Raw genomic sequence first — 19,587 nt, forward strand, 5'->3', positions numbered from 1 at the left:
ACATCCCTTCTTTGGTTAGATGACCATTTTATTACTGACCCATTCCTCTAGGGCTGCAATCTTATCTTTAAAGCGTTCACCACGCATTTCCTCCGACAACGAAGCAATAGTCTCCCGCTTTAATACGGCTTTCCAAGAGGATTCAGCTTCTTCCATCAGATTCGATAACAGGCAGCAGCTGTCTTCTTTTTCTAAATCCAACATATCTACCAGAATACCATTCGATGAATACAGCGACTGCTGGCCTTCCACCGCGAGGTAAACGTCATATACACGAATATCTTCAGGGCTTTTCTTTAATTTAAAACCGCCTTTAATGCCGGGAACAGACGTGATGATGTCTGCGGTTACCAGCTTTCTTAACAGTTTCTGAAAATAGGTCGCCGATGCTCCGAGCTGCTGGCTAATCGCTTCCCCAGACAACACCGCCTTATCCGGCAGCATGTTGAGTAGAACCAGTGCATATACCGACTGTTCTACCCCTGTTTTCATATGCATGTACAGCACCTCGATTTACGTAAATAGCTTGATTCAAACTGTAGATAATACCATCCGCGTATAAAGCGGATAAACATTATCCACTTTATACTTTATATCAGTTTGCACCAAAAGTAAAACCTTGCTGGCCTTTCTTTCAGTTAATATCTGCTATAAAAAAAAGATCGCGCATATAGCGCAATCTTTTTTCATATGGATAATCCCACCCGCTGAACCAGCTGTGAGCTCTGGTCATTAAGTCCGGTAATGGTGACTTTTTTACCATGCTCGGCGTATTTGCTCATCGTCTTCGCTATGGCATGGACAGCGGATTGGTCCCACACATGGGAGTGTGAAAAATCGATAATAATATGATCCGGATCGCTATCGTAGGCGAATTCATGAATGAAGTGGCTGGTCGTGCCGAAGAACAACTGGCCGGATACCGCATATGTTTTGGAAGAGGTTGCTTCCTGAACAGTTAGGCGGATCGAAGCTATTTTCCAAGCAAACGTTAAAGCACTTAGCAGAACTCCAAACAAAACCCCAATAGAAAGGTTGTCCGTAACCACCACAGTGACCACCGTCACAATCATAACCAGCGCATCGCTTAGCGGAACACGGGTTAAAGTTTTGAGTGAGCCCCATTCAAAGGTGCTGATACAGACCATTATCATTACGCCGACGAGCGCGCCCATCGGGATCTGCTTCACCACATCGCCAAGTACGATAATTAAGAATAATAAAAAGATCCCTGATACAAACGTGGACAGACGCGTGCGTCCTCCTGACTTCATGTTAACCATCGATTGGCCAATCATCGCACAGCCTGCCATCCCTCCGAAAAAACCAGTGACTACATTCGCAAGCCCCTGTCCCTTCGCCTCTCTGTTCTTATCACTACCTGTGCCCGTAATATCATCTATTAAGGTGGCAGTCATCAGGGATTCCAATAGCCCAACTACGGCCAGCGAAAGTGAATATGGCAAAATAATAAGCAGCGTATCCAGCGTGAACGGGATTTGCGGGAGATGGAATAGTGGCAAAGTTGCTGTAATATTCCCCATATCGCCTACGGTTCTTACGTCCAGATGAAGAGCGATGCTAAGAACAGAAACAATAACAATCGCTACAAGTGCTGAAGGTACGGCTTTGGTAAACCGAGGAACCGTGTAGATAATAAGCAAGGTCAGAGCTACCAGTCCGTACATCACCCAGCCTTGTCCTTTAAAATGGGTAAGCTGTGCCATAAAAATCAATATCGCCAGCGCGTTGACAAAACCCGTCATGACCGGCTGTGGCAAAAACGTGATAAACCGCCCCAGCTTTAGCATCCCCATCAATATCTGAAACACGCCAGCCAATACAGTTGCCGCGAACAGATACTCTATTCCGTGTTCCAGTACGAGACTTCCGACTAACAGAGCCATAGCTCCCGTAGCCGCCGAGATCATTCCGGGTCTGCCTCCGGCAAGTGCCGTTACAATCGCAATGCAAAAAGAGGCATATAAACCAACCATCGGACTTACTCCCGCCAGGATCGAAAAAGCGATCGCTTCAGGAATCAGCGCAACGGCTACGGTCATCCCCGATAAAATATCGGTTCGAGTGTTAGAAAACCACCCATTATTTAAGGTAAGCTGCTTCAAAATCTATTTTCCTCCTGTGACTATTAAAATGTGTGGATCTTTTGTCAGAAAAGACCCGGGGCCGGTGCAACGCTAATGTTGCTTATTGTACTCGACCCACCTTCACCTTCACAAAAAGATTAGTTAGACTTGTAAGCGCTTATACACCTCATTTTCTAGCGAATCCTTAAAATATCAAGCAAATTCTATATTTCTAGATTACCGGTACAATCCGGAAGCCTTCACTTCATTAAAGAAGGTGTTGAATTCATCAATGTTCAGCTGCTGAGCGGCATCAGACAATGCCGTTGCAGGATCAGGATGCACTTCCACCATAATACCGTCAGCTCCAGCTGCGAGTGCGGCTTTCGCACATGGAATAAGGATGTCTTTGCGGCCTGTCGAGTGAGTTACATCAACCAATACTGGCAAATGACATTCCTGTTTGAGAATTGGCACTGCTGAGATATCAAGCGTGTTGCGGGTCGCTTTTTCATAGGTACGAATTCCACGTTCAATCAGCATGATCTGTGTGTTTCCACGAGACATGATATATTCCGCTGCATGGATGAATTCATCGAGTGTGGCAGCCAATCCACGTTTCAGCAGTACCGGCTTGTCGACTTCTCCGACCGCTTTTAGCAGCTCGAAATTATGCATATTACGTGCACCGATCTGGATGATATCCACATAATCAAGTGACTCTTCAATATGTCTTGGATCTACAATTTCGCTGATGGTCAGCAGTCCATATTCATTTGCTGCTTCTCGTAATATTCTTAAACCGTCCATTCCCAGCCCTTGGAAATCATAAGGTGAAGTCCGAGGCTTGAAGGCACCACCACGCATTACACGTACTCCGGCTTTTTGCAGGGCGGCAGCTACGGTGCGAGTCTGCAGTTCACTTTCCACAGAGCAAGGTCCGGCTACCATCAGTGAAGAAGGACCGCCAACCGTTACATCTCCCGGCAGAACAATCACTGTATCCTCTTTGTGGCTCTTGCGGGCTACCAGTAAAGTTTTTTTATGATCATCTGTTTGTAAGTCCAGAGAAGCTGAGAAAATTTGTTTGAAGAGGCTACGGATCGTCCCGTTAGTGAAAGGGCCATTGTTGCTCGCTACGAGCTTATCCAGCATCTGTTTTTCCCGTTCTGGATCAAATTTAGGGACACCTTGTTTTTCTTTTACTCCTCCAATCTCCTGAACAATCTTAGCCCGCTCGGAGATCAGCTCCAGCAATTGCCCATTAATTTCATCCAGACGACCTCTAAGAACATCCAATTCCACGTTACTCATTACCCTTCCACTCCCTCTTTTTGTTATAATTTGGAACACAAAAAGACCCCCCGTCGCAAGGGACGAGGAGCCGTGGTACCACCCTTATTTAGAATTAACCCGAATACTAGCACAAAAGGAATAGAATCTCATGTTCCCCTGACTAAGAATTAATTCTGTCTTTCACCCGGTAACGCGGGGCGCGGGCCTCCCTACTCATACCTGCCACAACCTGTGACAAACTACTTCAGGGGCCGACTCGGAAGTGAACTTCGGCATTAATCGTCTCATGAGGGTGCTCTCAGTCTCCGGCACGCCTTCCCTGTTAAGATCCGCTATAATGCTTACTCTCTTCGTCATAGTCCTTATCTATGTCAGCGCGGCTTTTGCGCTGGTTTCTGCTATCTTAATCAAAAAACGTCCCCGATGCAAGATAATAATGGAACGCAGAGTAGCTTTAACGCAATAAATTTTTTTGACTGATCCATACCCATTATCTATCCTATTCCAACCTGGCAATTACGGTTCCAATTCCTTCAAGCTGTATTGTTTGACAGCGATAATTGAATTGTTTACAATTTAATTATTATAAATATTTCCTGTTCTTTTTCAAAAAGCATAGATAACTGAAGGGATGTAGCAGCCATGAGCATTTATCAATATTCAGCACGCAGTATTCGGGGAAAAGATATCGAGCTAGAGCAATACAAAGGTAAAGTGCTACTGATAGTGAATACAGCAAGTAAGTGCGGATTTACCCACCAATATTCAGATCTGCAAAAGCTTTATGATCGGTACGAGGAACGCGGCCTCCAAATTCTCGGCTTTCCTTCCAATCAATTTGGAGAGCAAGAACCCGGCAGCAATGAAGAGGTTAATGTATTTTGCCAAATCAATTACGGGGTAACCTTCCCACTCTTTGAAAAGGTTGACGTAAAAGGCGAAGCTAAACACCCTCTTTTCACCTACCTAACAGAACAGGCTGGATTTGAAGGGTTCGACATCAACCATTCTTCAGGAAAGCTGCTGCAAAGCATGCTTGAAGACAAAGATCCAGAGGCTCTGAACAATGACGAAATCAAGTGGAACTTCACTAAATTCCTGATTGATCGCGAAGGCAATGTGGTCACTAGATTCGAATCTACGGTGGACCCGCTGGATATTGAACCAGCTATCGAAGCCCTGCTATAAGTTTCTAATATATGAAATATCCGCCCAGCTTTCGGGCGGATTTTTTGGGTTTAAGCATCTGCTTAATCATGTTCGGTACTGCTCGGTAAACACTTCAAAATAAGGAGTCGTGTCCCTCTCCGCCATCGAACCATTCGCACCAGGTCCCCAGCCGATTTCAGCACGCCAGCTTCCCAACACACCTGACTGAATCAGCACCTCCTCATTTACACCGATCAGCTGATCCGCCTGTGGTGCCACGTATAAAGCATCTACAGGACAATAAGCTTCACACATGAAACAGGTCTGGCAATCTTCCTGACGGGCAATGACCGGAATCTTCCCCTGCATTTCGAATACGTTCGTCGGACATACTTTCGTACACAGCTTACAACCAACACAACGCTCCAAGCTGATTAATTCGATCATATCGCTTGCCCCTCCTTCAGCGCATTCAGTTCATGAGCATGGGGCACAGCCTCTGTACTGACGCTTATATGTTGAATACCGGATAAGATCAGCCGGTGAGTCTGGCGCGGATCAAGCTCCGGATATTCCGCTAGCTTTTGCAGTCCGCGGGTCTCTTTCCGGGCGAGTGCCGCGGTGTACATCCACCTGCCGACCGCGAGCATAGCCGCGGCTTCACGTGATTGCACGATGCCCTGAACGCTGGCAGGAGCCTGCCCGTTCAAATAGGGCATCAAGGCATTCAGCCGCTTCAAGGCTGAAGAAATGCCCGGCTCGCTGCGGAAATAATTGATCTGCAGCGGCAAGATTTCACGCTGGATTGCCGCGATTAGCGGCTTCACCTCCAGCGTTTCCGAGGCATCGGCGCCAGCCGCCAGCCCGTAGCGTCCCGCTGCGGTCAGCTTGCGGCTGTTCGCCTGTCCTCGGCAGGACAGCGCATGCTGCGCGGCTCCCTGTCCAGCCCAGCTTCCGCTGCACATGGCCCAGGAAGCGTTATAAGCCCCGCCGCCGGAGATGGCGCCGGTCACTTTCTCGCGAGATGCGGCATCACCGGCCGCATAGAGTCCGGGCACGGTCGTCTGGCAATCCGTACCGCTCAAGCGCAGACCCCCAGTCCCGCGCATCGTGCCCTCATAGCGCAGGGTGAGCGGGAATTTCTGCTTAAACGCATCAATTCCCGCCCGCTCCAGCGGCATAAAGAAAATCGGATGCGCTTTGCGCAGGAAATCCTGTTTCTCCGCGGTGTCTGCCAGATCCAGCGAAGCGTAAACCGGACCCTTCAGCATCAGCTCAGGAATGCTGCCAAAGGTCCGATCCCCTCTATGCAACGGATGACCGTCCGCGTCATAGAGAGTGGCCCAAGCCAGCATACGGCCACGTGTTACGGTTCCGTCCGCAAAGCTTGGCGCATATTGGCGGCTGAATTCCATGCCCGAGAGATCAGCTCCCACCTCTGCGGACATCAACAATCCTTCCCCTGTCAGCACGTTGCAACCAAGACCTTTGCTGAGAAAAGCACAGCCGCCGGTAGCCATCACAACGGCATTTGCCTTCACTTCCCAGGACTCTCCTGTCAGGCGGTTGATCCCACGCGCTCCACCAACACCGTGTTCATCGTGAAGAAGTTCCAGCGCTGGTGACTGATCGAGGATTGTGACCCCTGCTTTGCGCACAACTTTTCGCATAATCCGCATATATTCTGGTCCATGGAGGTGAGTGCGCAGTGAGTTTCCTTCTCCATCCTTCGGAAAGGGATACCCCCACTGCTCCACTTGAGCCAGGTTCTGTTCGACCTGATCCAACACCCGGTGAATCCAAGCATTCTCCGACAAATATCCGCCGGCCTTAAGTCTGGCCTGCACTGCCTGCTCCCGCAGCTCGGCAATGGGAGGGATAACGAGCAACGTTGTTCCTCCAGGTGCAGTTGCGCCACTAGTGCCCAAGTAGCCCTTATCCGCCAGGACTACCTTTGCACCTTGCGAGGCTGCACTCCATGCCGACCACGCCCCAGCAGGACCTCCGCCAAGCACGAGGACATCCACTGTCATTTCCTTCTTAAGCTGCGACATATTTTTTCCTCCTACACCATTAGCTGAGTTAGTTGAACTTAAAAATCACTAAAGGGAGGAGTGGCGGAGAGGCGGCCGAAAGTCCAAACATTCACCGCAGTCACTCAATTACCTTTACAGAAGAATCTTAAGTTCAATTAAAGCAGCTTTTAAGCAACTTTATTTCAGCTGCCAATCGCTAATATTGAAGTCTTTTTTCGCTAACTTCTCTTCTACGAGGAAGTTTTTGGTACCGTCCAGCAGCTTTGTTCCTTCATCAGTGAACGCAGTATCCTTGATATCACTAATCGGATTCACTTGCTTCGCCAGCTCAGGCGTTGTATCTCCGATTTCAGCCAGAAATTGATAATACTCATCTTCATGCTGCTTCAAGTCTGCCAAGGCTTTCTCTCTAGCTTCGTTCCATACCTTCGGAAAATCAGGGAATTTCGCCAGATAATCCTCAGACACAACTGTTGCGCTAGAACCAAGCAGGTTCGGGTGCTTCGAAGCATCATCCAAGTGAGTGTAACCTTGGTCAATCAGCTTCAGCGCAGGAACACCTAGATTTGTTGTAGCATCTACATCTCCACGGGCTAAAGCTGCAGTAGCATCAGGAATGAGCATATGCACGAGTTTGTAGTCGGTCACGCCTTCTTCCTGTAGTAATCCAACTACATAACGGTGCATGAAGGAGCCTTTTTGAATCGCGATAGTTTTACCTTGCAGATCTTTCACCGTCTTGGGCCCATCCTTCTTGCCGATCAAATAACCAATCGTGTTCGCGGAAGATTGTGAAATCAGACGGGTCTTGGCTCCAGAAGCGTAGGCAATAATAGCAGGTGTATCTCCAAGGCTGCCGATATCCAGCCGACCACTAATCAAGGATTCTGTCTGATCCGGACCGTTTGGAAAGCCAGTAAGCTTCACTTCAGTAATGCCGTATTTCTTCAACTCTTCTTGAATAATCCCTTTATAAAAGCCCCAACCCTCTGCACCGCCGGGCACATTCAATTTGTTGGAACCGATAAACCCAAAGTTCAATACCGCTGGAACATTGCTCGTGCTCGTGGCCCCTTCTCCCGCCTTCTCCGTATTTGATCCCCCGGAGGCAGATGCTCCATTGCCGCCCGTATTATTTCCGCAAGCCTGAAGCACCAGCATGGCCATCATAATTGTAGTTAAAAGTGCAAACCGAATCTTCCTAGAACGTTTCCCTTGAATCTCTCTGTACGCTTGTTTCATTGTTTCTCCCCCTAGGTTTATGCTATTTATTTAAATCTTGATCCAGCTCAGAACCCTGCCCTCGACGCCAATTTATACATAAAGTCATGGCTTGCTACAGGCTGCCTGCCCTTACCCCAGCCTACTTTTTCACGATAACCGCCAAGTAGTCCCTGCTCCTGAAGTTCCGCTTCTGTCACACCGATAATATTCTCAGAGTCTGGTGCAACGTAGAGAGCATCGACAGGACAATACAGCTCACACATAAAGCAAGTCTGGCAATCACTCTGCCGGGCAATAACAGGAATGCCATCCTCTACCCGTTCGAAAACATTAGTCGGGCAGACAGATACACATTGGTTGCACTCTACACATCTGGCAGCGCTGATCACCTCAATCACGATAGAACACCCTCCTTAGCCACGGCTTCCGTCTTCACCCATACCTGATCTAATCCGCCACTGATCAAGCGGTGATGCTGGCCATGATCTGTAGCTTTGAAATCCTCACGCTTATGCATGCCTCTCGTCTCTGTACGAGCAAGTGCAGAATTGTACATCCAGCGGGCTGTTGCGGTCATGGCTTCGGCTTCCCGTGCCTTGACCCCTTCTGGCGTACGCTGAATTTCGCGGCTTCGTTGCTCTTTCCACAATCCATCCAGACGATCTAGTGCAGACGTCAGCCCTTGTTCTGTCCGGAACAAATTGATGTCATACGGCTTCACCTCAGCCTGTACAGCAGACACATACTCTGCTGTTTGGGCTGCCACTCCCGGCTTCACTTCCTGATGCACCAGTGGTGATGACGATAAGCCGACTGGACTACGCTGCGCAGCGTGCGACCCCAGACTCTGTGCATAGACAGCAGCTCCTTCACCAGCAAAAGAACCTGAAGACATCGCCCACGCCGCATTATGGCTGCCACCGCCAGTAAAACCTCCGCAAATCAGCTCGCGGGTAGCCGCATCTCCTGCCGCGTAAAGTCCGGGAACACCTGTGCCGCAGCTTTCATCTGTAATATGGATGCCACCCGTCCCCCGAACCGTGCCTTCGAGCCGCAAAGTAACCGGAAACGCATCCTTGAACGGATCAATTCCCTGGCGGTCAAAAGGAAGGAAAAAGTTCGTCTGCGCCACCCGCAGCAGCGGTCTCAAATCCTCTGGTGCCCCATCCAGCTTGGCGTACACCTGATTACCTGCCAACAGATTCCGGGCAATTACAGAACGGCCCTTCTTGGAACCGGCTCCCTCCACAACGCTTCCATCCTCATAATAAAAGCTGGCATAGCTGTAATACGCCGTCTTGGTCACCGAAGAGAACGTAGGGCAGATCGCATAGGCATTGGAGAATTCCATGCCGGACAGATTCGCCCCAGCCTCAGCAGCGAAGAGATAGCCATCTCCGGTCAACACGTTGCAGCCAAGTGCCTTGCTTAGGAAGGCGCAGCCTCCGGTAGCAATGACGACTGCTCCTGCCTGAACAGTCCAGGTTTCTCCACTCTGGGTATGAACTCCAGCCGCTCCAGCTACGCCATGCTCATCTGCCAGGAGTTCCAAGGCTGGGCTGTGATCTAGAATTTTAACGCCTGCCTTTTTCACCAGCCTACGCATTAATTTCATATATTCCGGTCCTTGCAGACTTCTTCGGAATTGATTGCCCTGCTCATCTACAGGGAATGGATAACCGGAAACACCCAGCTTGTTCATATTGGCATAGGTTTGATCCAGCACCCGGTCCATCCAGCGAGATTCAGCCAGCTGCCCGCCAAGCGCATAACGACTTGCTTTTGCCTCTTTCCGGAGCTTCTCATCCGGCTTCACATACCAGACTCCCGTTCCCGACGGTGCCGTTGCCCCACTTGAACCGCAGTACCCTTTATCTGCAAGGATTACTTTGGCTCCCTTCGCTGATGCAGTAAGGGCTGCCCACGTTCCTGCCGGACCTCCTCCGATAACGAGCACGTCTGCCACCAAATTCACCGATCCTTTTTTCACCGATCCACTCATATGTTTAAGACCTCCTCAGTTTGTTTAGCCTTCGTAACTATCTCGCCAGAACAGGAACTTTCGTTCAATAATCCGGAACAAGGAATCGATCAGCTTACCGACAATTGCGAAAATAATAATGCCTACGAATACAACCTCTGTATTAGAGTTCTGCTTCGCTTCATTGATAAGAAACCCAATACCTGACTGTGATCCAATAAGCTCTGCTACAACCAAACCAATCCAAGCTACAGCCAGCGACAACCTTAGCCCTAACAAAATTCCAGGCAGCGCCGCCGGGAGTATAAGCCTGCGCAGCTTCTGATATGGACTGAATCCCAATACACGAGCTACTTCGAACAATTTATTGTCCACATTGCGGATGCCCATAAACGTATTAATATAGAGCGGAAAAAATGAGCCTGTCATAATGATCACAACTTTTGACATCTCTCCAAACCCGAACCAGAGAATAATGAGCGGCGCTATAGCTAAATGGGGAACAAGCCTAAGCACTTGTACGCTAGGATCGAGCACATATTCTACACTGCGAAACAAGCCAGTCAGTACGCCGAATAGAAGACCCAACACACCTCCAATAAGAAATCCGATGCCCGCCCTACCCATGCTGACACCCAGATGATGAGTTAACTCTCCAGTAACCAACAAGTCGGTAAAAGCTCTTGCAATCGAAAGCGGAGTCGGCAAAAAGGTTGCGGAGACCAGCCCCGTACTCCCTGCCAGCTGCCAAAGGACTAACGTCACCACCGGGATAATTGCACCCATTCCCCAATCAGAGAGCAGGGGTTTCCATGCAACTTGTATTGCAGGTTTCTTCGGTGTCTTCTTGGATAAAGGAGCTGTGCCGCTGCTATCCAGCGTTTCTCTGGCTCTTTTAGTATTTTTGATAATAGCTTCTACTCCATCGCTCATGGTGCATCCCCCTTTTGTTTAATGAGCGTTCAAGGTTATCCGCGATAACTGTCTTGCCATCTCAACAACCGTCGTTCAATGTAACGAACAATGGAATCACTCAACAATCCAGCTACGGCAAAAATAATAATTCCCACGAACACCACTGGTGTGTCCGCGAATTGACGCGCGTCGGACATCATGTATCCAATGCCTGAGGTAGATGCAATAAGCTCTGCCACTACTAACCCCAGCCAAGAAAGCCCTAGAGAGAGACGCACTCCAAGAATAATGTTCGGCAGCGCTGCTGGAAGTACTAACCTGCCAATCTGCTTCAATCGGCTGAAGCCAAGTACCCGGGAAACTTCGAACAGCTTGTTATCCACGCCGCGAATTCCCATGAACGTATTGATATAAAGTGGGAAAAAAGCTCCCTTAGCAATCAATAGCACCTTCGACTCCTCACCGATCCCGAACCATAAAATGAACAGCGGTACTACCGCCAGACTGGGAATCATGCGGATCATTTGCAGGGAAGGATCTAACAGCTTCTCCGATCTGCGGAACAGGCCTACGAGAAGTCCTAACAGCAGACCCAGTCCACCACCTAGCAGGAATCCAGAAAAGGCTCTGACCAAGCTGATTCTAAAGTTCGGCCACAGATCGCCTGAAGCCGCTAAAGTTACAAAAGATTCCGCAATCGTATACGGCGTAGGGAACAGCATCTCCGAGATCATTCCATAATGCCCGAGCGTCTGCCACAGAATTAGCACACTGCCCGGCAGCAAAAGACCAAGTCCTAGTGTTGCCACCTTTCCGGGTCTTCCGGAAGTTCTTATGACTACAGCCCGATTTGTCATACTTTGAACCCACCTTTTTTCAGCTTTACAATCACTTTAAATAAACAGAAAGAGACCCTCGAATGTTAATGCCTTCGAAAGTCTCCATGGGTATGGTCGACCTATTTTATATTCCGGCTCCGTCTGTAAGCTCTAACTCATCTACCTTTTCAAAATAATTCAACACCTTCAAACGCAGCTCTTGAAAGGATGTCGTTGTTTTTTTCCGTGGATACGGTAAATCTATCGGTACAATTTTACGTATTTTCCCGGGACGCGGCTCTAGAATCACTACCCGATTCCCCAAGAACACAGCCTCATCAATATCATGTGTCACAAAAATCATGGTTGTTTGGTTAGCCCGCCAAATGTCCAGCAATACCGTCTGCATATGAGCCCGAGTGAATGCATCCAGTGCACCAAACGGTTCGTCCAGCAGCAGTATTTTCGGATTGCGCAGAAGTGCACGAGCTATTGCCACCCGCTGGGCCATCCCTCCCGACAACTCGCGGGGATAAGATTTCTCAAATCCATTTAACTTCACCAGATCAATCAATTCATCGACCTTCCGCCTAACCTCCTTGTTCCCTAGCGGTAAATCAGAGGCAATATTCTTCTCAACGGTAAGCCAGGGAAAGAGGCGATGCTCCTGAAAAATAAAACCCTTATCGATCCCAGGACCCCCAATCTCCGCCCCTTCCAGGGTGACACTGCCAGTGTACCCGCTATCCAGACCGGCTACGATGCGTAATAGTGTACTTTTTCCACAGCCGCTGGGGCCGATGACTGTAATAAATTCGCCCTCCTGTACATGGAGATCTACATTATGGAGTGCTTGAACATGACCACCGGCAGACTCAAAACGTTTATTTAGGTTCGAAATAGACAGCAACGCTTCTCCCACCTTGACCCCTCCTTTAATCTGTATGGACAAAAAAACAGAGGCATTGCGTTTTTACATTCGCAATACCTCTGTAGGAACAGTCGGCAATCATTATTCAAAGTAAATCAATTGGAATTATAATATTTAAAATATCATCGATTTTATAAGCTGTCAACAAAAAACAAGCCCTTTTATGGAACAGAAGTGGAGTTATTTCTAGTTCATAAGTTAGAAAAGCAATGAATTTAATCACTTTTAGTAGGATGAAAGTATTAAAAAACTTTGCTTTTGCGTCGATATAATGAAGTAAGCTTATGACAAATTGGTTCTAAGGAAGGGGCTTTTGCTTGAAAAGCATATCATTAAAATGGGGAGCAACACTTGTTGCCCTTAACACCTTGTTCGGTGGTACTCTCTATGCATCTGCAGCTGAAATCACTCCACCGTTCTCCGATTTAACCGAAATACAACAGACGAAAAGTGCCGCAATCCTCGAGGCTGCTCGTCTAGGATTGCTTAAAGGCGATCCCAATGGACAATTCAGACCCACTGCGACTATGACTCGCCAAGAGCTGGCAGCCATTTTAGCGAAGACCTTAAAGCTAGATTCCTCAGTGAATTCCGCTTCTTCCTTTAGAGACGTATCTGATTCCAGTTGGAGTGTCTCCGCTATTGAGGCTGTTAAAAAGGCAGGATTTATGGAGGGTGATCTTACAGGTAATTTTAATCCATCCAGACCTGTAACTAGAGAAGAGCTTGCAGTTATATTTGTACGTGCCATCCGCGGAACTGGAGCACAAGGCGGACAAGCCAACAAGGTTAATGACGAATCCACAATCAGCAATTGGGCAAAAGAGTATACTGATGTCGCACTACGTCTTAAACTTATAGACTCTCCTGAAGATATGTTCAGCCCCAAAGGTACTGTTCAGCGGCAGGATATGGCTTCTTTTCTGCTGAATATTTTTAAAGAAGAACAACAAACTGCAACGATCGACAATATAGATGGAGATTTCGTAACGATCAATGGCACGCCTTACCTCATTGAAGGTACACTCAAAGAATTAATGGGTGATAGCAACCATGATGCTTTAAGAGGAGCTGTCCTTAAGTTCAATTCCTTGAATCGTCATGTAGATGGTTTGCAAGAGCTTGAAATTGTACAAAAAGGGGTTCAACTAAATACCTCCGGCTTACCCTCCGGTTCTTTGCTCAATATTTCTGGAAATGATGTTGTTATTAAAGGCAATGTTACCGGTGATTTGAAGATTAAAAATGGCGTTTCGAGTATAACTTTTCAGGGCCAAGTTGGGCAGATCATTGTGGATTCTATAACTCCAGTTACTATTCATGGCAGCGGTTCCCTGCAAACCTTAAAAATAGTTGAAGGTGGCGCTAGGATCACCATCGATCCCTCCTTGTCTATTCAAAATCTGCAGTTGCCTGGCATGAGTCTGCCTTCACATTTCATAACAAATTACACAGCCATTCAAAATAATATCCAAACGGTTCAAAATGCATCTGGAGCCGTTGCTCCTGCATATACTTCGTCCACGTCTGCTAACGCCGTGAGCGATCCGACTCCTGAGCCTACTCCGATAGCGACTCCTAGTCCTACTCCAGTGGCGACTCCTGAGCCTACTCCCGTAGCGACTCCTAGTCCTACTCCGGTCGCGACTCCTGAGCCTACTCCGGTGACGACTCCTAGTCCTACTCCGGTGACGACTCCTAGCCCTACTCCGGTGACGACTCCTAGCCCTACTCCCGTAGCGACTCCTAGTCCTACTCCAGTGGCGACTCCTAGTCCTACTCCGGTCGCGACTCCTAGTCCTACTCCGGTGACGACTCCTGAGCCTACTCCAGTCGCGACTCCTAGTCCTACTCCGGCGCCGACTCCTAGTCCTACTCCGGTGACGACTCCTGAGCCTACTCCCGTAGCGACTCCTAGTCCTACTCCGGTGACGACTCCTAGTCCTACTCCGGTCGCGACTCCTAGCCCTACTCCGGTGACGACTCCTAGCCCTACTCCGGTGACGACTCCTGAGCCTACTCCAGTCGCGACTCCTAGTCCTACTCCGGTGGCGACTCCTGAGCCTACTCCGGCGCCTACTCCTGAACCTACTCCCGTAGCGACTCCTAGCCCTACTCCGGTGCTGACTCCTGAGCCTACTCCCGTAGCGACTCCTAGTCCTACTCCGGTGAACCATGCACCAGTCGTGCAAAATAATATTGATCCAATATCTGCTCTGATCACAAGTGGTGTCCAAAACGTCGACATCAGTAATGTGTTCATTGATCCGGACGGCGACCCGCTTACATTCGCAGCTGCATCCTCTGACGCTAGCGTTGCCACTGTATCTGTAAATGGGAATCATCTCAACCTTGTGCCGGTCGATTCAGGCACAGCCATGATTACAATAACAGCAATGGACGGCCAAGGTGGCGTTAACACTGCTACTTTTGCATTCACTGTAACGTCTAATCAGCCACCAATTGCGATATCTGGAATCACTACTCAACTCTTAACACCAGGTATCACTGCACCACGTACATTTGATCTGGCCCAGCTTTTTCAAGATCCCGACAATGACATGCTTACTTATTCAGCTTCTATAGATAACGTAAATGCTGGTACACTTAGCCTTAATGGCAACACTCTGACGATAACTCCGGCAGCTAATAGTTCAGCTAGTGGTTTAGTGACCCTCACAGCAACGGATGATAAAGGAGGTTCAGCTACCTCAACTTTCACCTTGATTACAGCCCAGCTTGTAAACAACGGCTTTGTGCCAATAACCACCAAGCAAGGTGTATCCAATATTTCCTTCGATATTTCCAAGCTGATTCCTAATCAGAGTCAATTTAAAGTGTATACAGAAAGCAGCACAGGTTCATTGAGCGGACCTGCAACTCTGAATGGAGCTATATGGAATGGTCCTACAAGTCCAGGAACGGTATGGATAGTAGGTTCTGATGGCAAAGCGGTTGTATTATCTATAAGCGTGGCTTCACAGGGTACCTCTGAGCTATTCTTCTCAGAGTATCTGGACGGCGGTGACGGCAGAATCGCAGTTGAGCTGTACTATAAAGGAAATGGTAATCCCGCAGGAAAAGCAGAAGGTTACACCCTTGAAGTTCACCAATTTATGAAAGCCACCCAAACCAAACAGGTTTATTCCCGGCCATTATTTCCTGTACCTGTAGCAATGCCGTATATGTTTATAGATTCTACTTTTGGGGACGCATTTGATTTAATGAATATCTCCTATTACAATGATGAACTGAGTCTATATAATCCAAAAACATATAATATTACAGCATTAGTACTGAAGAAAAACGGCCAAATCGTGGATGTTCTCGGTGACCCTACCTCTACTCAGCAATTCCTCTCCACAGGTGGAACTATTGTCCGTAAATCTGGTATATACACTGGATCACAGCAGTATTCACTTGAGGGCGAGTGGAATCAATATCCCAAAGGAACTTACCAGTATTTTGGAAGCCATACTCCTTAAACAGCCCTTTCTAATGTAAAAAACAAGCAGGCAGTGAGCCTCCAGATATTGGAGAAACACTGCCTGCTTGTTTATCTGCATTGCGTAGGGTTAAGTCGACTTTGGGTAAACCTCGGAATAACTCCTCCGCATCCCCTCCCGTATATTTTAATTACCGAATCTAAACCCAATCTTTGATTTAGTTGCATTCTGTACACTTATTTCGTATAAAAAAGGGGTTGTCCTGAATATAACTGTATTCTATACAATTAAAATCCAGAAAAATCACCTTTAGCTGAGGAAATCATGAAAATAAGTGTACTGAATACAGCTATTTTTTGGGGACAATTTATTCGATGAGTTATAACTGTACAAAATACACTTATATGCTCCCACCGTCACTCCAACCTATGTCTACCGCTTCAAAATCTGCATTTTGCCTCCACTTGTTACTTATACTTCTGCATCTACTTCCACTACTTCCTCAACTTCCGCTACTTCCTCTACTCCCACTACTTCCTCTACCCCCTCTACTCCCACTACTTCCTCTACTTCCACTACTCCCACTACTCCCTCTACTTCCTCTACTTCCTCTACTTCCTCTACTTCCTCTACTTCCTCTACTTCCACTACTTCCACTACTTCCACTACTTCCACTACTCCTACTCCTTCTACTTCCTCCACAACTTCTACCGTTTCAAAATATCACTTCAAGCATATCGCTCCCCCGGCTCTTAGTAACGCTGCTTACATCAGATATCTTAAATATAAATACACGCTGGAGATCACAATGGACAACAGCATTAAAGGAAATCCGACCTTCAAATACTTCATGAATGTAATCGGGTACCCCTCTTTTCCTGCCAAACCCGCCACGATCAAATTAGCACTCGCACCAATCAATGTGCCATTCCCACCCAGACAAGCGCCTAAAGCCAAACTCCACCATAACGGCTCCAAATTGCTGATCCCCATATTGCCCATCTCCTGAATCAGCGGGATCATAGTTGCTACAAAAGGGATGTTATCCAGAAATGCCGAGGTAATGGCGCTGACCCATAAAATCATCATTGAGCTCATCAGCACATCACCATTCGTTATTTCAATCGCTTTTGCTGCCAGCTCTGCAATCACACCTGTCTCTACAAGCCCTGACACCAACACGAACAGTCCGATAAAAAAGAAGATCGTAATCCATTCCACGCTGTGAAAAGCTTTTTCCAGCATATGTTCCCCTCCGGTCAGCAGCAGCAGTAAAAATGCACCAGCCAGCGCAACCGTAGCGGACTCCAAATGTAACGCCTGATGTAAAAAGAACCCGGCAATCGTAATTGCCAGTACGATCAAACATTTTCGCAGCAGCTTATGATCCGTAATCATAACCTTCTCATCCATGTCCATGATGCTCTGCTGCAGTTCAGGTGTAGTTTTAATTTGTTTACCGAACATCAATAACAGCAGCGGGATATACGCCAAAACAATGATGATAATCACGGGTGTCAGATTGCTAATAAAAGCCATGAAGGTCAGCTCCTTAACCGCACTGCCAATCATGATATTAGGCGGGTCTCCGATCAAGGTTGCCGTTCCCCCTACATTAGATGCGATAATTTGTGACATCAAAAAAGGCAGCGGGTGTATGCGCAGTTGTCTTGTAATACTGAAGGTGACTGGCACCATAAGCAGCACTGTCGTCACATTATCCAAAAAGGCCGAAGCCACTGCGGTAATCACAAACAAAGCAATCAGTATTCTCTTCGGCTTCCCCTTCGCCAACTTAGCTGATTTCACAGCTGCGTATTTAAAGAGACCCGTCTCAGCGGTAATCCCTACAATCATCATCATCCCTACAAGCAATCCTATAGTATTAAAATCGATGTGCTGTAGTGCCGTCTCCTGATCCACAATGCCCATCGCTATCATGACGATAGCTCCTAACATCGCCAGAATGGTACGGTGAATCTTTTCGGAAATAATAAGTCCATAAATCAGCAGAAAAATACCTATCGCCCAAACCGCTTGCTGTTCCATAATATCCCTCGGTCCTTCTATGTAATTTCGTTAACTTACAGTCTACTCATCCTATAACCTTATTATCATAAAATAGATTTGTATTTTTCGCACTGGGATTGTGGAATCATTCCACTAAAAAACGACTCTGCCGGATGTTTATCGGAGAGCCGTTGTGGATTCGATTATTTCATTTTCAGAGCCTGAGGCTCCTTGAAAGCAGTTAACTTCCCTTTACTCTGCACAATAATCATCCCATCCTCCAGCAAGGTTGGGCCGAATACTCTACCAGATGTTTTGAGCTGCACGATCGGTTTGGCGGTAATTAGATCAATAGCAACCAATTTCCCATCGGTCTGGGCAACATACATGCCATGTCCGAGCAGATCGAAGCGGGCAATCGGATTGCTGATTCCTCCGTACTGGAACACAGATTTATTAGACATTTTAACACCATAGATGCTCTGTTCGTTACTAAAAAGAATTCTTCCATCATAAGGACCCGCCGCGTAGGATAACTTAGCTCCGATGGATTCATACGAATAATTATCTCGTGTTACGGCAGCTGGATCAACATTTACTGGGTAGCCATAGACTCCTTTTTGTCCCCCAATATATATCCTGTCCCCAATGATCCAGGCTCTGCCTCCGCTAGTCATATATTCTTCTTCTGGTTTCGGATGATTAGGATCTATATGAGCGGGGTTATACTCTACAGCCTTTACAAGCTTACCTGTCTTCATATCCAAATGATCGAGTGTCGTCAAAGGAAGAGGGTCTACCAATGTAGCTTCCCGTTGTGAGATAAGCGTAGTCCCATCTGCTGCAATCGGAAGACTATGATTATCACTACTCCAAAGCTCTTTACCTGTTGTTCGATCAAACGCATGTAAAATGTCATACGTATATGCTCCGGATTCTGAGTTTTGAGCTAGCACCAGATTCCCCTCAACCATAAATGGTTCAAACAGCATTTCGCTGAAATTATCGCGCCACTGCAACTTGCCATCTTTCAGATTGTAGGCTTGAATATCGCCATTAGCAGCAAATAGCTGCTCTTTATCAATTACCAATTTACTAACACCTTTACTGGTCGCCGATGAGCTCCATTTATTTTTGCCCGTAGCCGCGTTAACTGCATAGATCGTACCTGCCTCCGAAGTGACGTAAGCCACGCCATCCTGATAGAGCAGCGGCGTTTTTAATTTGGAGCCGTATTTCCACATTACTTTTCCAGTCTGGACGTTAATCGCTAAAAGCTGACCCTTTTGAAGGATAAAAGCTTTGCCCGCGCCAACTGCAACAACACCCTTACCCATGATATAATCCGACGGTACATCTTTCAAAGCTGGCAAATCCATTGTTGTTGACCATTCAACCTTCGCAGCAGGCAGGTTTGCATAGTAATCATCACCATTCGAGCCTATAAAAGAGGTGTGTGGATCAACCGCAGCTGCTTGTACCGGATTTACCATAAGCAATACCCCTAAACCAATAACTGCAGTACGAAGATAAGATTTCAATATTGTTCCTCTCACCACCAAACTCCTCCTCGTATAAGTAACTGCCTCATTTGGATAGCTTCTTAAAATCAAATATAATAATATTGGACGAGCAGGACATAATCCTTATGGATTATTATTCCATTTTGTCAAAAACAATAGAAGAAATCAAAA

16 protein-coding genes are annotated in these 19,587 nt (G+C 47.3%); 2 read left to right on the forward strand and 14 right to left on the reverse strand.

Annotation, left to right across the window (positions count from 1 at the left end):
- Positions 1 to 15: 15 nt before the first annotated feature.
- The 3 genes from NST25_RS27265 to NST25_RS27275 form a co-directional block, all read right to left on the reverse strand.
- Complete coding sequence (locus tag NST25_RS27265; protein WP_076137019.1) at positions 16 to 498, reverse strand: Rrf2 family transcriptional regulator; 483 nt, start codon at positions 496 to 498, stop codon at positions 16 to 18.
- 188 nt (positions 499 to 686) lie between these two features.
- Complete coding sequence (locus NST25_RS27270; RefSeq protein ID WP_254847764.1) at positions 687 to 2,063, reverse strand: SulP family inorganic anion transporter; 1,377 nt, start codon at positions 2,061 to 2,063, stop codon at positions 687 to 689.
- Between the two features lie 261 nt (positions 2,064 to 2,324).
- Entirely contained in the window at positions 2,325 to 3,401 is a 1,077-nt protein-coding gene (locus NST25_RS27275) for a bifunctional 3-deoxy-7-phosphoheptulonate synthase/chorismate mutase (protein WP_076277139.1), read from the reverse strand.
- Positions 3,402 to 4,025: 624 nt separating this feature from the next.
- Here NST25_RS27275 and NST25_RS27280 point away from each other — a divergent pair.
- Complete coding sequence (locus tag NST25_RS27280) at positions 4,026 to 4,571, forward strand: glutathione peroxidase (protein WP_340392894.1); 546 nt, start codon at positions 4,026 to 4,028, stop codon at positions 4,569 to 4,571.
- Between the two features lie 66 nt (positions 4,572 to 4,637).
- Here the strand turns inward: NST25_RS27280 and NST25_RS27285 are convergent, their stop codons facing one another.
- From NST25_RS27285 to NST25_RS27320, 8 genes are all read right to left on the reverse strand, one after another.
- A complete protein-coding gene (locus NST25_RS27285; protein ID WP_076128745.1) occupies positions 4,638 to 4,979 on the reverse strand; it encodes a 4Fe-4S binding protein in 342 nt (113 codons plus the stop codon).
- A complete protein-coding gene (locus NST25_RS27290; protein WP_076185452.1) occupies positions 4,976 to 6,586 on the reverse strand; it encodes an FAD-binding protein in 1,611 nt (536 codons plus the stop codon). The genes NST25_RS27285 and NST25_RS27290 overlap by 4 nt, the downstream gene beginning before the upstream one ends.
- Positions 6,587 to 6,745: 159 nt before the next feature.
- Complete coding sequence (locus tag NST25_RS27295; RefSeq protein WP_076282670.1) at positions 6,746 to 7,810, reverse strand: ABC transporter substrate-binding protein; 1,065 nt, start codon at positions 7,808 to 7,810, stop codon at positions 6,746 to 6,748.
- Between the two features lie 47 nt (positions 7,811 to 7,857).
- Entirely contained in the window at positions 7,858 to 8,190 is a 333-nt protein-coding gene (locus NST25_RS27300; RefSeq protein WP_036680289.1) for a ferredoxin family protein, read from the reverse strand.
- Entirely contained in the window at positions 8,187 to 9,794 is a 1,608-nt protein-coding gene (locus NST25_RS27305; RefSeq protein WP_076128751.1) for an FAD-binding protein, read from the reverse strand. The genes NST25_RS27300 and NST25_RS27305 overlap by 4 nt, the downstream gene beginning before the upstream one ends.
- 24 nt (positions 9,795 to 9,818) lie before the next feature.
- Positions 9,819 to 10,706 carry an ABC transporter permease gene (locus NST25_RS27310; RefSeq protein ID WP_076128753.1) on the reverse strand — a complete coding sequence of 296 codons (888 nt, stop codon included), beginning with the start codon at positions 10,704 to 10,706 and terminating at the stop codon, positions 9,819 to 9,821.
- A gap of 35 nt (positions 10,707 to 10,741) precedes the next feature.
- The gene (locus NST25_RS27315) at positions 10,742 to 11,545 is read right to left on the reverse strand and encodes an ABC transporter permease (RefSeq protein WP_076128755.1); all 804 of its coding nucleotides are present in this window, start codon (positions 11,543 to 11,545) and stop codon (positions 10,742 to 10,744) included.
- A gap of 106 nt (positions 11,546 to 11,651) precedes the next feature.
- On the reverse strand, positions 11,652 to 12,428 hold the full coding sequence (locus NST25_RS27320; protein WP_036680296.1) for an ABC transporter ATP-binding protein: 777 nt from the start codon (positions 12,426 to 12,428) through the stop codon (positions 11,652 to 11,654).
- A gap of 326 nt (positions 12,429 to 12,754) precedes the next feature.
- On the opposite strand from NST25_RS27320, the gene NST25_RS27325 reads away from it, so the two are divergent.
- Entirely contained in the window at positions 12,755 to 15,922 is a 3,168-nt protein-coding gene (locus NST25_RS27325; protein WP_340392895.1) for an S-layer homology domain-containing protein, read from the forward strand.
- Between the two features lie 432 nt (positions 15,923 to 16,354).
- Here NST25_RS27325 and NST25_RS27330 read toward each other — a convergent pair whose 3' ends face one another.
- The 3 genes from NST25_RS27330 to NST25_RS27340 form a co-directional block, all read right to left on the reverse strand.
- On the reverse strand, positions 16,355 to 16,558 hold the full coding sequence (locus NST25_RS27330) for a hypothetical protein (RefSeq protein ID WP_340392896.1): 204 nt from the start codon (positions 16,556 to 16,558) through the stop codon (positions 16,355 to 16,357).
- 90 nt (positions 16,559 to 16,648) lie between these two features.
- Entirely contained in the window at positions 16,649 to 17,932 is a 1,284-nt protein-coding gene (locus NST25_RS27335; protein WP_036680299.1) for an ArsB/NhaD family transporter, read from the reverse strand.
- 164 nt (positions 17,933 to 18,096) lie between these two features.
- Entirely contained in the window at positions 18,097 to 19,449 is a 1,353-nt protein-coding gene (locus NST25_RS27340) for a PQQ-binding-like beta-propeller repeat protein (RefSeq protein WP_340392898.1), read from the reverse strand.
- Positions 19,450 to 19,587 lie beyond the last annotated feature (138 nt).

The organism is Paenibacillus sp. FSL E2-0190, from assembly GCF_037992965.1.
GTDB classification, from domain to species: Bacteria; Bacillota; Bacilli; order Paenibacillales; family Paenibacillaceae; genus Paenibacillus_AQ; species Paenibacillus_AQ odorifer.